The following is a 13,817-nucleotide window of genomic DNA, read 5'->3' as shown; positions in this document are numbered from 1 at the left end:
TCGGCGACGCCACCCCGTCGGGTCGGTCCTAGGTCACGTGGACCTCACGGTGCTCACCCCTGGTCGGGGGATCCCTTCATGCCACCCGCGCAGGCCGTGTCGAGCGCGATGACCCCGTAGCTCCAGCCCCTGCGCCGGTAGGCGACCGAGGGGCGGGCGGTCTCGACGTCGACGAAGAGGTAGAAGTCGTGGCCCACCATCTCCATCTCGTAGAGGGCGTCGTCGATCGTCATGGGCTCGGCGGAGTGGAGCTTCTGACGGATCACGACGGGCGAGTCGCCGAGCTGGGTCTCGACCGCTTCGCCGGGCACGCCGGGGTGCGCGACCACCGGCTCCGGCTGCTTGTCCTCCGGGATGAACGGGCGGACGTCGACGGGCGGCTGCGGGTTGTTGTTGCGGTGGTCCTTGCGGCGGTCGCTGACACGCCGCAGCCTCTCCTGGAGCTTGTTCATGGCCAGGTCGAGTGCCCCGAACCGGTCGTCTGCTGCCGCCTCGGCGCGGACGACGGGTCCCTTGGCGCGGACGGTCAGCTCGACCCTCTCGCGCACCTCGGACAGTCGGGGGTTGTTCTCGTGGGTGACCTCGACGTCGATCCGCTGGGCGGTCGGTGCGAGCTGCTCGAACTTCGCGAGCTTTTCTTCCACGTGTCGGCGGAAGCGGTCAGCCACTTCCGTGTGCCTGCCGACGACAACGATCTCCATGTGAGCCTCCGCAAAGGGTCTCGGACGCTCCCGTTACTCCAGAGCGTCCCGTGTGGTCCTGGGTCTGGCTCCCCCGAGGGGGATCCGGAGTACCTATCACCTCCCTGCCCGAAGACCTAGCCTCGGGCCTGTCGCTCTGTGGCCGCACGGGTCCCGTTACCAACCGTTCCCCGTGACGACTGGACCCCAGGTTAACCCCCCTGCGAGGTAAAGGCAGCATCTACGTGAGATGAACTTCGTGGGCCGCGGAACCCTGCCGCGGAGGGGGTGTCGCGGCGACCACGAAGGCCCCCAGGACGTGCGCTCCGAGCCCTTCCAGGGCCCGCTCGCAGGCCGCGAGCGTGGCGCCCGTGGTGAGTACGTCGTCGACCAGGAGGCATGCGGCTCCCGCGAGCGACGGGCCCGGCGAGGCGCCTCGCCGGGGCGCACGGACGGTCGTCAACCGTTCTCCGCGGCCTCGTGACCCCCGCCCCACCTGGTCGTGCCCGCGTTGCGTCAGCAGCCGTACGGGCGTCGCCTCGACGCCTGCCGCACAGAGCCCCTGCGCGAGCGCGCGGGCCAGCGACAGGACGGGTTCTCGTCCCCGTGCGCGCCGTGCTGCGGCGGTCGAGGGCGCGGGCACCACGAGCACGGGGTCCCGGCCGCTCCCGGCACAGGCCCTGGCCTCTCCGCGCCCGACGGCGGCCCGCACGCCGGGCGCCAGGATCACCCCAGCGTGGTGCGCCGCGGCGTCGAGCACCCCCGTGAGGTCGACCCGGCCCTTGTCCTTCCACGCCACGACCACGTCCCTCAGCGGGCCCGCGTACGGCGCACAGGCCCACACGGGCAACGGGGCCCGGCCGTCGAGCCTGTCGAGCCGAGGGGCGTCGCGCTCACGGCGGATCGGGGCGCCGTCGAGCAGCCCGGCGCACGCCGGGCACAGGGCGATGTCCCGCACACCGCAGCCCGGACACTCGATCGGGACGACGAGCCGGGTCAGCGAGGCCGCAGCGCCCGCGAGCGCGGCGACGAGAGGGCGTGTGCCCCCGGCAGCCGTGACGGGCGTGACAGGCGTGACCGACGCGCGCCGGTCGCGTCCCGTGCCCGGCCGGGGCGACGGGTCGTCCGGGGACCGGGAGGGCTGCACGGAGGAGGGCACGGCCGGAGCCTGTCACGTCCCGCCGCACACCGGGCGAGCGCGAGCCCGTCCTGTGGACACGTGGCCCGTCCCCGTGCCTGTGCACGGGCAGGACCACCGCCAGGTCAACCCGGGAACGCCGGCAGGGCGACCCCCTCGATCCGCTTCTCCCACACGGCGCCGGACCGGCTGCGCCCGAACAGCGTGCCGTCCTCGGTCAGGACCTGGACCGTCCGTTCCCCGTCGCCCGCGCTGATCGCCGTCGCTCCCGCGACCGGGGAGAGTCGGGTCGTGTCTCCCCCGACCGCGACGAGGTGGACCGCCGGAGACGTCTCCGCCTCGTCGGTCCCCAGGACCGCGAGCAGCGTCTCGTCGGCCCACACGACCTGCGCGGCCGACCTGATCGGTGCCCCGACACGGAAAGGTTCCGACAGCGCGGTCGGCACGTCCTTCTCGTCGCGCACGATCCCTGCGACGTCGACGCGCGTGGCTCCCAGGGCGTCCGAGCTGACCACCGCGATCCTCGCCCCGTCGTGAGCCACCCGGATCGACTGGACGGAGCGACCAGCGAGCCACGGGACCGCCACGTCGACCGGGGTCCCGGGTTCGGTCAGGTCCGACCGCACGACCTGCAGCGCTCCCGCCTGCGCCCGCGGCCCCGACCAGACGCCACCCAGCCGGTCCACGCTCGGAGCGAGCAGACCGGTGCCGGTCAGGAGGGTCGCGCCCGGAAGGTTCTTGGACGGCAGACGCAGCAGGCTGCCCGCTCCGTCCCTGACGACGAGCAGCCGGGCGTTGGCGCCCTGCGCGAGCGCGGTCGCGTCGATGCCCTCGAGCGGGACGGCAGGCGCCAGCGGCACCAGGTCGTCGGCTCCCGTCTCGAGCGTCATGACCTGCCCCTCGGCCGCGACGATCTCGTTGCCCACGGCGTCGGCCTTGGCCAGCACCGGGCCGCCCGCGGGCGTGCTGAGCAGGTCCTCGCCCCGGTAGAGGTTGACCGTCAGCGGCACCGCGTCGAAGAGCGTCGCCTCGAGCTGCGCCTTGAGCAGCGCACGGTCCTCGGGGGAGGCGAGCGAGATCGCATCCGTCAGGCGGACGTCGACGACGCCACCTTCGTTCGTGACCGCGTCGATGCTCAGGCGTGTCCCCTCGGGGACGACGACGTCCGTCGACCCCCGGAGCCACTCGACGGGGCCGATCAGAGTCTCGTCCACCGCGTTGGTCTGCCAGGTCCGGTTGGGGAACCACCGCTCGTCGGGGACCAGGACCTCACGGTCGGCCGAGGGGAAGTAGAGGCGGGTCGACCTGAAGGCTGCCAGGAAGCTGGCCTGAGACAGCAGCAACCCGTCCTCGGCCGTCTCGATCCTCCACTGCCCGTCCCCCTGACGCACGAGCCCGAACGAGACGACCGTGGTGACCGGCACGTCCTCGGTGTACACGCCGCGCTTGTCGAGCGCCCCGACGACCGACGCGCTGCCCGTGACCGTGACAGCGCCGGTCTGCATCGCCTCCTCGTCGTACGTCAGGTCGAGGTCCCCGTCGAAGACCAGCACCTGCGTCTTCCAGTCCCAGTCGTCCGACGTGAGGAACTCCTGCGCGACGTCGAAGTCGCCGGCCGGCCCGGCTGCCTGCGCGGTCAGGAAGCCCGACACGATGCCCTTCGGGTCGTCTCCGGCCGCGGGACCCCGCGCCCGCAGGCCCGGAGCGTTGAAGCCCTGCACCACGGTGTCCCCCTGGATCACGGGACCGGAGGTGGGGATCGCCGCGCAGCCCGAGAGCGCGACAGCCGCCACGACGAGGCTCGCGGCCCGCGCGATCCAGCGACGTCGTCGTTCCACGGTGCTCGTCACGGTCGCTCCTCGTCGGCGGTGTGCTCGGACGCCGCTCGGAGCGCCCCCTGGCGTCCGGCGACCAGAGGCTCGTCCGGAAGGACGGGCAGCGCCGACGGGCTCGTGGTCCCCTCGGCCGGGTCCTCGACCTGACCGACCGGACCCGTCACCGGGCCGAGCCCACGCATGCGGGTCGGTTCCTCCGGGACGAGCGGCAGCGGGGAGGACGCGAGGTGGATCCCGGCCCGGAGCGGGAGCGTGAGCCGGAACGCAGCGCCCCGACCCGGGCGGCCCCACACCTCGAGCCACCCGCCGTGCAGGTGGGCGTCCTCGAGCGAGATCGCCAGGCCGAGCCCGGTCCCGCCGGTCGTGCGAGCCCGCGCCGGGTCGGCCCGCCAGAAGCGGTCGAACACGTGCATCGCCTCGTCCTCGGTCATCCCCACGCCGTGGTCACGGACGACGATCGCGACCGCGTGACGGTCCTGCGCGACAGTGATCTCGACGGGTCGCTCCTCGGCGTGCTCGATCGCGTTGACCACGAGGTTGCGCACGATCCGCTCGACCCGTCGCGGGTCGACGTCCGCGATCGCGGGCTCGTCCGGGAAGTGCACCGACATCCACACGCCCTTGCGCTCGGCGAGCGGAGCCGCGAGGTCGACCGCCGCGTTGACGACGTCACGCACGTCGCGCCGCTCGGCGTCCAGCTGCGCGGCCCCCGCGTCGAACCGGCTGATCTCGAGGAGGTCCGCCAGAAGGTCCTCGAACCTGTCGAGCTGGGTCTGGAGGAGCTCGGCCGACCGCTTGGACGCGGGGTCGAACTCGTCGCGCGAGGCGTGCAGGACCTCGCCTGCCATGCGGATCGTCGTGAGCGGCGTGCGCAGCTCGTGCGACACGTCCGACACGAAGCGCCGCTGGAGCAGCGACAGCTCCTCCATCCGACCGATCTGGAGCTGGAGGCTCTCGGCCATCTCGTTGAACGAGCGCGCGAGCGTCGCGAGCTCGTCGTGGCCCTTCACCGGCAGACGCTCGTTCAGGTGACCGTCGGCGAGGCGTTCGGCGACGCTCGCGGCGTTGCGGACCGGCTGGACCGCCTGGCGGGTCACGACCCAGGTGATGAGCACCAGGATGCCCACCATGAAGGCCGCACCGAGGGCGAGCGTCCCCTGGAGGAAGGACAGCGTCTCCTGCTCGGGCGCGAGCGAGTAGAGGAAGTAGAGCTCGTAGGTCCCGACCGTGGGGACCTGGACCTTGGAGCCCACGAGCACTCCGGGGTCCACGGGCGAGCTCGGGTCGGACGGGTCCCGCGGGATCGCGACCGACTGGAGCTCGCGACCGTCGCTCTCGAGGACCGCGTCGCGCAGCTCGTCCGAGACCAGGCTCGTCAGCTGGTTGTCGGTGCTGACGTCGTTGAGGCGCGAGGTGGCCCCCTCGGGCCGCATGAGGAAGATCTTGCGGTCGGGGCTGCCGCTCGTGCGCAGGGTGTTGTGGACGTCGAGCAGGAGCGTCTGGAGCTCGGAGTCCTTGGTCTTGGACAGCGACGCCGTGAACAGGCTCTGCGCCTGCTGGAACGAGTTCGCGCTCTCGACGTTGATCTGCTCGAGCCGCTGCTCGAACAGGCCGTCACGCATGGTGCTCGACAGGTAGGCCCCGAGGGCCGCGACCGTGACCGCACCCACGACGAGCGCGGTCCCGACCACGCGCAGCTGCATCGACGACCGGGCGCGCCAGGTGAGCCGACCGACCGTGGCGCGCACACGACGTCGGGTACGGCGGAACCTCAGCCCCACCCGACCTCGCAGCGACGAGCTGCTCACCCGCGTGCCGCGCCCGCCTTGTAGCCGACGCCGCGCACCGTCAGGACGATCTCCGGGTTCTCCGGGTCGTGCTCGACCTTGGACCGCAGCCGCTGCACGTGGACGTTCACCAGGCGTGTGTCCGCAGCGTGGCGATAGCCCCAGACCTTCTCCAGGAGGACCTCGCGCGTGAAGACCTGCCAGGGCTTGCGCGCCAGGGCGACCAGCAGGTCGAACTCGAGCGGCGTGAGCGCGATGGGGCGCGCGTCGCGCGTGACCCGGTGCCCCGTCACGTCGATCTCCACGTCACCGATCGCCAGGTGCTCGGGGGCCGGCTCGTCCGAGCGGCGCAGCCGCGCACGGATGCGAGCCACGAGCTCCTTGGGCTTGAACGGCTTGGAGATGTAGTCGTCTGCTCCGGACTCGAGGCCGAGCACCACGTCGACTGTGTCGCTCTTGGCCGTGAGCATGATGATGGGCACCCCGGACTCCGCGCGGATCAGGCGGCACACCTCGGTGCCGTCCTTGCCCGGGAGCATCAGGTCCAGGAGGACGAGGTCCGGCTGCGTGCTGCGGAACGTCGCCAGGGCGAGGTCCCCGTCCGCGCAGAAGACCGGGTCGAACCCCTCGGAGCGCAGCACGATGCCGATCATCTCGGAGAGGGCGGTGTCGTCGTCGACCACAAGCACGCGTACCTTCATGACCCCATTTTGCCATCGACCCCGGCAGCGCCCGACCGAACCACCGTACGGCGCCCACTGTTCACCCGGGCGGTTCGCTCGCAGCACCTGACAGGCCCCCGTACTAGGGTGGGCCGCGACCACGCAGGGCACTGCCGCAGTGCCGTGCACGGCCGCACCAGGACGAGGCCTCCGGGCCCCACAGAACCGAGCGGGGACAGCAGAGCAGATGACGACGCCCGACGACGCCGGCACGCCAGCACCGGACGACACCCCGCGCTACGGCCAGCGCGCGCCGCAGCCCCCTGAGGGCACGGTCACGCCCGGTGGCGGCGCACCCGTCCAGCCCGGTGCGCCGCAGTACGGACAGCCCGGTCAGTACGGCCAGCCGACGCAGCCCGGTACGCCGTACGGCCAGCAGGGCCAGTACGGACAGCCCGCGCAGCCGGGCCAGCCCGCGCCGAACGCCTGGGGCCAGCCGCAGTACGGGCAGCCGGGCCAGTACGGACAGCAGGGCCAGCAGGGGCAGTACGGTGCCCCCCAGTACGGCGCCCCGGTGCAGCCCGGCTACGGACCGCCGGCCTTCGCCGGAATGCCCTACGCCCCGCCCGCGAACAAGCCCGGCATCATCCCGCTGCGCCCCCTGACGCTGGGCGAGATCTTCGACGGCGCGTTCGGCGCGATCCGTTCCAACCCCAAGGTCATGCTCGGGATGAGCGCGACCGTGATCGCGATCGCGACGATCCTCGGGATGGCGCTCGGAGCCCTCGTGTCCGGGATCTTCGCGCCGCAGCTCGCCCAGCTCGAGACAGAGCTCGGCAGCGACGTACAGGTCCTCACGGACATGCTCCCGCTCCTGGGGGCGTCGCTCGTGACCGGCGTCGTCCTCGCGCTCGCGCTGCCGATCGTCAACGGCATCCTGATCACGTCCGTCGGGCAGTCGGTCATCGGGCGCAAGGCGACCGTGGGTGAGGTCTGGGCCCAGGTGCGCTCCAAGGTGTGGCCCCTCATCGGCTTCTCGTTCCTCAGCAACCTCGTGGTCTACGTGGCGACGTTCCTGTACGTGCTGCTGACGATCCTGGGCTTCACGGTCGGCGTGGGGCTCGGGATCGTCCTCCTGCTCGTCGGGCTCGCCGGACTTGTCGCGTTCCTCGCGTGGTTCATCGTCCGGACGCTCTTGATCCCTCCCGCCCTGGTGCTCGAGGGCCAGGGGTTCCGTTCGGCCGTCGTGCGTGGTTGGACGCTGACCCGTGGCGCCTACTGGCGCACCCTCGGGATCTCGCTGCTGGCCTACATCGCGGTGAGCGTCATCGCCAGCATCGTCGTCTACCCGTTCTCGGCCATCACGACCTTCCTCGTGACGGACACCTTCGGGGTCCTGGCCCTGACCGCGGTGGCACAGATCATCAGCTCGGTCGTCACGTCGGTGTTCCTCGCCGGCGTCGTCTCGCTCCTCTACATCGACGTGCGCATGCGCCGTGAGGGACTCGACGTCGAGCTCACTGCTGCGGCGAACGAGCACGCCGAGCACGGCACGGCGTGACCGGGGCGCTCTCCGCGTCGCTCGCCGCCGGGCAGGCGGCCTGGTCGGCGCGCCTGGAGCTGCCGGTGGCGCTGCGTGGGGACGTCCCCGTGACTCCCGACGCCGACACGGCCCGCCGCTGGCTCCAGGAGGAGCTGCTCGATCCCGTCTACCAGGACCAGCCGTCCCTGCTCATGCGCTTCATCGACTGGCTGGTCGGTCTGTTCGACGGCGTCGAGGTCCTCGACGTGAACCCGGTGGTCGCGTCGCTCGTCGTGGTCGGCGTGGTCCTCGTCGTCGCGGTGATCGCCTACGTGATCGCGGGCCCCGTCCGGCTCTCGCGCCGGGCTCGTACGTCGGCCACGGTGTTCGAGGACGACACGCGCTCGGCCACCGACCTGCGCGCGGCGGCCGACGCCGCGGCGGCGGCCGGCGACTGGGCCACGGCCGTCGTCGAGCGCTACCGGGCCGTCGTCCGCTCGCTCGAGGAACGGGTGATCCTCGACCCGCGCCCCGGGCGCACGGCCCACGAGGCGGCCGACGCGGCGGCCCTGCGTCTTCCGTCCCTCGCGGACCGGCTCGCGGGCGGCGCCCGCCTGTTCGACGACGTCCGGTACGGGAAGGTGTCCGTCGGCGCCGCCGCCGACCAGACGCTGCGCGAGCTCGACGCCGCAGCGCTCGCGACCCGCCTGACGCCCGCCGCCACCGGCCCGACGCCGGATCCCGCCGACGGAGCCGGCGACCTGCCCGTCGGGGCCGGGACGTCCTCGACCACGGGAGCAGACCGATGACGACAGGGCTCGCAGCTCCGCCACCACCGGTCTCTGCCCCGGACACGTCCTCGACCGCGGTCACCACGGCGTACGTCCCCACCCCGGTCATGGGCGACGGCACCACGGCCGGCTCGCGCGCGCGGCGACGGTGGCGTGCCGTGCGGTGGCCGCTCGCGGTGCTGCTCCTCGTCGCGATCGTCGCGGGCCTCGCGGCCCTGTCCCGGCCGGCGGTGTCGAGCACCCCGCTGGCCCCCGACAACCCGGGCCCCTCCGGCGCCCGCGCGCTCGCCCAGGTGCTCGGCGACCAGGGCGTCGACGTCGAGTACGTGACCACCACCGCGGACGCCGTCTCCCGGGCACTCGCCGGGACCACTCTCCTCGTGACCTCGGACCTCGACCTCCTGCCCGAGCAGATCGACGCCCTCCTCGAGACAGAGGCGGACCTGGTGCTCGTCGAGCCCGGGTACGACCTGCTCGAGGGCGCGACCGGCGGGACCGCGACCCTGGCCGACGACTGGTCGTCCCCCGACGCCACCCGGGCCCCCGACTGCACCGACCCCGACGCCGTCGCCGCGGGCAGCATCCGCAGCACGGGCTTCGGTCTCACCGCGACCGGTCCCGGCTCGACCGTCTGCTTCCCGGGCGACGACAGCCCCCCGGACACCGGCGCCTACCTCGTCCACGAGGGCGAGCGCCGCGTCGTCGCCCTCGACGACGCCGCCCTGCTCACCAACTCGGGCATCACCCGGGACGGGAACGCCGCGCTCGCGCTGCGGTCGCTCGGGCACCACGAGACCCTCACGTGGTTCGTGCCGAGCCTCACGGACGACACGATCTCCGAGGACGTCGGTGCGGGCACCGGCGCACTCCCCCCGTGGGTCACGGTCGTGCTCGTGCAGCTCCTCGTGGTCGCGTTCTTCGCGGCGCTCTGGCGCGGGCGCCGCCTGGGACGGCTCGTGACCGAGGACCTGCCCGTCGTGGTCCGCGCCTCGGAGACCACGCGCGGACGCGGGCGGCTCTACCGCCGCTCCCGCTCGCGCGGCCACGCCGCCGCGGGCCTGCGGGCCCACAGCGCCGACCTCATGGCCTCACGCCTGGGGCTCCCCCGCTCGGCCGCCGCCCCGGCGCTGATCGACGCGATCGTCCGCGCCACGCACCGACCGGCCGAGCAGGTCGCGCACCTCCTGTACGGCCCACCACCCGCCGACGACGCAGCGCTGCTCGAGCTCGCGCGTCACCTTGACCAGTTGGAGAGCGAGGTCTTCCACCCGTGACGCACCACCCCGAGGGGACGAACCCCTATCAGCAGCCCGCCGAGCGCTATGCGCCGCCGCAGGCCCAGCCCGCCACGCCGCCCGCATACGGGGCTCCGGTTCCCCCCGTCCAGCCCGCCCACGCGCAGGCGCCCACGGCCCCCGCTCCGCAGCCCGTGACCGACGCTCCCGCCCAGGCTGCGCCGTCGGGCCCCTCGCACGACCTGCGCGCGGCCCTCGCGGCCGTGCGGACCGAGGTCGGCAAGGCCGTCGTGGGTCAGGACGCAGCGGTCACGAGCCTGCTCATCGCGATGCTCTGCAAGGGCCACGTGCTCCTCGAGGGCGTGCCCGGCGTCGCCAAGACGCTGCTCGTGCGCACGCTCGCGGCCTCGCTCGACCTGGACACCAAGCGTGTCCAGTTCACGCCCGACCTCATGCCCGGCGACGTCACGGGATCGCTCGTGTACGACGCACGCACGGCCGAGTTCTCGTTCCGCGAGGGCCCCGTCTTCACGAACCTGCTGCTGGCCGACGAGATCAACCGCACGCCCCCCAAGACCCAGGCCTCGCTGCTCGAGGCCATGGAGGAGCGCCAGGTCTCGGTCGACGGGACGCCGCGGATGCTGCCGGACCCGTTCCTCGTCATCGCGACGCAGAACCCCGTCGAGTACGAGGGCACCTACCCGCTGCCCGAGGCCCAGCTCGACCGCTTCCTGCTCAAGCTCGTCCTGCCGCTGCCCGAGCGCGACCAGGAGATCGAGGTCCTCGCACGGCACGCCGCGGGCTTCAACCCGCGCGACCTCGCCGCGGCGGGCGTCCGCCCCGTCGCGGGCCGCGAGGTCCTCGACCGCGCGCGTGCCGAGGTCGCCCAGGTCCAGGTCTCGCGCGAGGTCCTCGGCTACGCCGTGGACCTGTGCCGCGCGACGCGTCACTCTCCCTCGCTGTCGCTGGGTGTGTCGCCCCGAGGCGCCACGGCGCTGCTCGCGACGTCGCGCGCGTGGGCCTGGCTGTCAGGTCGCGGCTACGTCACGCCCGACGACGTCAAGGCCCTGGCCCACCCGACGCTGCGTCACCGCGTCCAGCTGCGCCCCGAGGCCGAGCTCGAGGGCGTGACCGCGGAGAGCGTGCTCGACACGGTGCTGGCCTCCGTGCCGGTCCCGCGCTGAGCGCCGGCGTCCTGAAGGGATGACATGGCTCTGACGTGGCGCGCCGTCGCGCTCGCCGCCCTCGGGGTGGTGGCGGTCCTCGTCGTGCCCTCGTACGGCACGGTCCTGGTCTGGGCGCTCGTGGTCGCGCTGCTGTGCGCGCTCGACGTGACCCTCGCGGCCTCCCCGCGACGGGTCGCGGTCGAGCGGCGCGTCCCCGGCTCGGTCCGCCTCACGGGCCGCGCGACGTCGCAGCTCGTCGTGACGAACCAGACCGGGAGGCGCCTGCGCGCGGTGGTCCGGGACGCCTGGGCCCCGTCGGCGGGCCCTCAGGTCAACCGGCACACCGTCGACCTGCCCCCGGGCGAGTCGGCGCGCCTGACGACCGTGCTGGTACCCACCCGGCGCGGTGACCGGCTCGCGGACAAGGTCACGGTCCGGGCCGTGGGACCGCTCGGCCTCGCGGCCCGCCAGGTCTCGCTCGACGTGCCTGGTCGCCTGCGCGTCCTGCCCGAGTTCGCCTCGCGACGGCACCTGCCGAGCCGCCTCGCCCGGCTGCGCGAGATGGACGGGCGCGCCGCGGTCCAGGTGCGCGGCGAGGGGACCGAGTTCGACTCGCTGCGCGAGTACGTGATCGGCGACGACGTGCGGTCGATCGACTGGCGGGCCTCGGCACGCCGGGCGGACATGGTCGTGCGGACGTGGCGACCCGAGCGTGACCGCCGTGTCCTGATCGTGCTCGACACCTCGCGCACGTCGGCGGCCCGCATCGGCGACGAGCCGCGCCTCGACGCGAGCATCGAGGCGGCCCTGCTGCTCTCGGCCCTCGCCGGACGGGCGGGCGACCGGGTCGAGCTGTTCGCGTACGACCGCAGCGTGCGCGCCCGGGTCGCGGGTGCGGCCGGCCCCCGCCTCATGCCGACCCTGGCCGACGCGCTCGCGCCCATCGAGCCCGCGCTGCTCGAGACCGACTGGCCGGGACTCGTCGGCTCGGTCCACCAGCGCCTCTCTCAGCGCGCGCTCGTGGTCCTGCTCACGACGCTCGACCCGGCAGCCGTCGAGACCGGCCTGCTGCCCATCGTCGGGCAGCTGACCTCCAAGCACCAGGTCGTCGTGGCCTCGGTCGCCGACCCCGAGGTCGCGGCGCTGCGCGCTGCCCGGGGATCGACGGCCGACATCTACGACGCCGCGGCCGCGGCACGCGTCGAGCTCGAGCGCACCGCGGTGCGGACCGTGCTCTCGCAGAAGGGCGTCGAGGTGGTCGAGGGGCTGCCCGAGGAGCTCGCGCCGCGGCTCGCCGACACCTACCTCGCGCTCAAGGCGGCCGGACGGTTGTGATCCACGGCGCCGTCAGGACCGGCGTGGCCCCGGGGTCGCGCCGGTCCTGACGAGACCTGCGCGTCCTGCCCTCACAGCTCCGTCACACGACCCGTCGCAGCGCTCCCAGGGCGCCGTCTAGGCTGGTACCCGTCCCGCCCCACCACCGAAGGAGCAGCACCGTGCGCCGACCGGCCACCTCGCGCGACCGTGAAGCACGCAACCGCCGGGTCGCGATCATCGTGATCTTCGCGCTGTCCGCGACCTTCGTCATCCCCGCGCTCGGCTTCCTGATCTTCTGACCCCGCGACCCGGCAGGACCGCCGCCGGGCAGGGTCGCACGGCGTCCTGACACGCGTCCGCAGACGTCCCGCGTGTCGGCCCCTCGCGGCAGGATGGCACCATGACCGCCGCCGGCCGCCACGGGCCCACGCTCAGCCTCGACGACCTCAACCGCGCGCTGCTGGCACGCCAGCACCTTCTCGCACCGCGCCCGGCCCCCGCGGCGGGCGCGCCCGCTCGCGCCGGCACGACACCGGCCGCCCCGACCGCGCTCACCGGCGTCGCCTCCGCGTCGGCCCCCGCGGCGCGCAGCATCCCGACCCTCGCCGAGGTCGACCACCTCGTCGGGCTCCAGTCGCAGGTCCCCACGACCCCGTACCCCGGGCTGTGGTCGCGCCTCGAGGGGTTCCGCACCGACGACCTCGCGAACAGGTTCGACGACCGCTCGGTCACGCGCATCGCCGTGATGCGCGGCACCGTCCACCTCGTCACGGCCGACGACGCCCTCGAGCTCCCGGGCGTGCTGCGCCCGCTGCTCGAGTCCGGCGTGCGCGTGGGCAGCGTCCACGCGAAGGCGTTGGTTGGCACGGACCTCGACGACGTCGCGGCGGCCGCGCAGGACCTCCTGGCCGAGGCGCCGCTCACCTCGACCGACCTGGGCCGGCTCCTCGGTGAGCGCTGGCCCGACGTCCATCCTCAGCACCTTGCCTACACGGCCCGCTGCTACCTCCCGCTCGTGCAGGTCACGCCGCGCGGGGTGTGGGGCGCGAGCGGCCCCGGCACGACGACGACGTGGACCACGGCGGACGCCTGGTTCGGCCGCCCGAGCCGATCGCTCCGCGACCCCGACGAACGCTTCGAGGCCCTCGTGCGACTCGTGCGGCGCTACCTCGCGGCGTTCGGCCCGGCGACGGTCATGGACGCCCAGAGGTGGTCCGGCCTGACGGGGCTGCGCGACGTCGTCGGGCACCTGCGCCCCGAGCTCACGACCTTCACCGGACCCGACGGCAAGGAGCTCCTCGACCTGCCGGGAGCACCCCGCCCCGGCGCGGACGCCCCCGCGCCCCTCGCGCTCGTCGCGGAGTTCGACAACCTGGTGCTGGGTCACGCCGACCGCACGCGCGTCGTGGACGACGTGCGGCGCAAGGCGATCACGACCGTCAACGGCCAGGTGCCCGGGACGGTCCTGGTGGACGGCTACGTCGCCGCGACGTGGAAGGTCCGACGGTCCGGCTCGCGGCCGGCCACGTCGCCCGGCGCCGTCGCGCAGCTCGACGTCACCCCGCTCGGCCGCACGTTCACGCCCGCCCAGCGGGCCGCTCTCGAGGAGCGCGGCGACGAGCTGCTCCGGTTCGTGGCCCCCGAGGCGGCCGAGCACGTGGTGGCAGTCGGCGCCGGGTAGGTC

11 protein-coding genes are annotated in these 13,817 nt (G+C 73.7%); 6 read left to right on the top strand and 5 right to left on the bottom strand.

Features of this window, described 5'->3' with window-relative positions; all coding sequences use genetic code 11:
* Positions 1-53: 53 nt before the first annotated feature.
* From hpf to mtrA, 5 genes are all read right to left on the bottom strand, one after another.
* Entirely contained in the window at positions 54-701 is a 648-nt protein-coding gene (gene hpf, locus ASE27_RS04125; RefSeq protein ID WP_056646087.1) for a ribosome hibernation-promoting factor, HPF/YfiA family, read from the bottom strand.
* A gap of 220 nt (positions 702-921) precedes the next feature.
* A complete protein-coding gene (locus ASE27_RS04120) occupies positions 922-1,839 on the bottom strand; it encodes a ComF family protein (protein WP_235535343.1) in 918 nt (305 codons plus the stop codon).
* 104 nt (positions 1,840-1,943) lie between these two features.
* Positions 1,944-3,668, bottom strand: coding sequence for an LpqB family beta-propeller domain-containing protein (locus tag ASE27_RS04115; protein WP_056646085.1), 1,725 nt, complete (start codon positions 3,666-3,668; stop codon positions 1,944-1,946).
* On the bottom strand, positions 3,665-5,356 hold the full coding sequence (gene mtrB, locus ASE27_RS04110) for an MtrAB system histidine kinase MtrB (RefSeq protein ID WP_082608549.1): 1,692 nt from the start codon (positions 5,354-5,356) through the stop codon (positions 3,665-3,667). Before mtrB ends, ASE27_RS04115 begins: the two co-directional genes overlap by 4 nt.
* Before the next feature lie 101 nt (positions 5,357-5,457).
* Positions 5,458-6,141: an MtrAB system response regulator MtrA gene (gene mtrA / locus ASE27_RS04105; protein ID WP_056646082.1), complete on the bottom strand. Its 684-nt coding sequence runs from the start codon at positions 6,139-6,141 to the stop codon at positions 5,458-5,460.
* A gap of 208 nt (positions 6,142-6,349) precedes the next feature.
* On the opposite strand from mtrA, the gene ASE27_RS04100 reads away from it, so the two are divergent.
* The 6 genes from ASE27_RS04100 (at position 6,350) to ASE27_RS04075 (ending at position 13,814) form a co-directional block, all read left to right on the top strand.
* Positions 6,350-7,663, top strand: a complete 1,314-nt coding sequence (locus ASE27_RS04100; protein WP_056646079.1) for a hypothetical protein — start codon at positions 6,350-6,352, stop codon at positions 7,661-7,663.
* The gene (locus ASE27_RS04095) at positions 7,660-8,433 is read left to right on the top strand and encodes a DUF4129 domain-containing protein (protein ID WP_235535342.1); all 774 of its coding nucleotides are present in this window, start codon (positions 7,660-7,662) and stop codon (positions 8,431-8,433) included. The genes ASE27_RS04100 and ASE27_RS04095 overlap by 4 nt, the downstream gene beginning before the upstream one ends.
* On the top strand, positions 8,430-9,689 hold the full coding sequence (locus ASE27_RS04090; protein WP_082608478.1) for a DUF4350 domain-containing protein: 1,260 nt from the start codon (positions 8,430-8,432) through the stop codon (positions 9,687-9,689). The genes ASE27_RS04095 and ASE27_RS04090 overlap by 4 nt, the downstream gene beginning before the upstream one ends.
* Before the next feature lie 155 nt (positions 9,690-9,844).
* Positions 9,845-10,834, top strand: coding sequence for a MoxR family ATPase (locus ASE27_RS04085; protein WP_056646764.1), 990 nt, complete (start codon positions 9,845-9,847; stop codon positions 10,832-10,834).
* A gap of 24 nt (positions 10,835-10,858) precedes the next feature.
* Positions 10,859-12,151, top strand: a complete 1,293-nt coding sequence (locus ASE27_RS04080; RefSeq protein WP_056646077.1) for a DUF58 domain-containing protein — start codon at positions 10,859-10,861, stop codon at positions 12,149-12,151.
* 382 nt (positions 12,152-12,533) lie between these two features.
* Entirely contained in the window at positions 12,534-13,814 is a 1,281-nt protein-coding gene (locus ASE27_RS04075) for a winged helix DNA-binding domain-containing protein (protein ID WP_056646073.1), read from the top strand.
* Positions 13,815-13,817 lie beyond the last annotated feature (3 nt).

The sequence above is a fragment of the Oerskovia sp. Root918 genome (genome assembly GCF_001428945.1).
GTDB classification, from domain to species: Bacteria; Actinomycetota; Actinomycetes; order Actinomycetales; family Cellulomonadaceae; genus Oerskovia; species Oerskovia enterophila.
Note: the sequence above shows the minus strand (reverse complement) of the source record. Positions and strands in the feature narration are given on the sequence as shown.

Bases quoted from the DNA above. Each gene is read 5' to 3' on its own strand.
- ASE27_RS04075 (WP_056646073.1), top strand. From the start codon at position 12,534: ATGACCGCCGCCGGCCGCCACGGGCCCACGCTCAGCCTCGACGACCTC.
- mtrB (WP_082608549.1), bottom strand. From the start codon at position 5,356: ATGCAGCTGCGCGTGGTCGGGACCGCGCTCGTCGTGGGTGCGGTCACG.
- ASE27_RS04090 (WP_082608478.1), top strand. From the start codon at position 8,430: ATGACGACAGGGCTCGCAGCTCCGCCACCACCGGTCTCTGCCCCGGAC.
- hpf (WP_056646087.1), bottom strand. From the start codon at position 701: ATGGAGATCGTTGTCGTCGGCAGGCACACGGAAGTGGCTGACCGCTTC.
- ASE27_RS04100 (WP_056646079.1), top strand. From the start codon at position 6,350: ATGACGACGCCCGACGACGCCGGCACGCCAGCACCGGACGACACCCCG.
- mtrA (WP_056646082.1), bottom strand. From the start codon at position 6,141: ATGAAGGTACGCGTGCTTGTGGTCGACGACGACACCGCCCTCTCCGAG.
- ASE27_RS04080 (WP_056646077.1), top strand. From the start codon at position 10,859: ATGGCTCTGACGTGGCGCGCCGTCGCGCTCGCCGCCCTCGGGGTGGTG.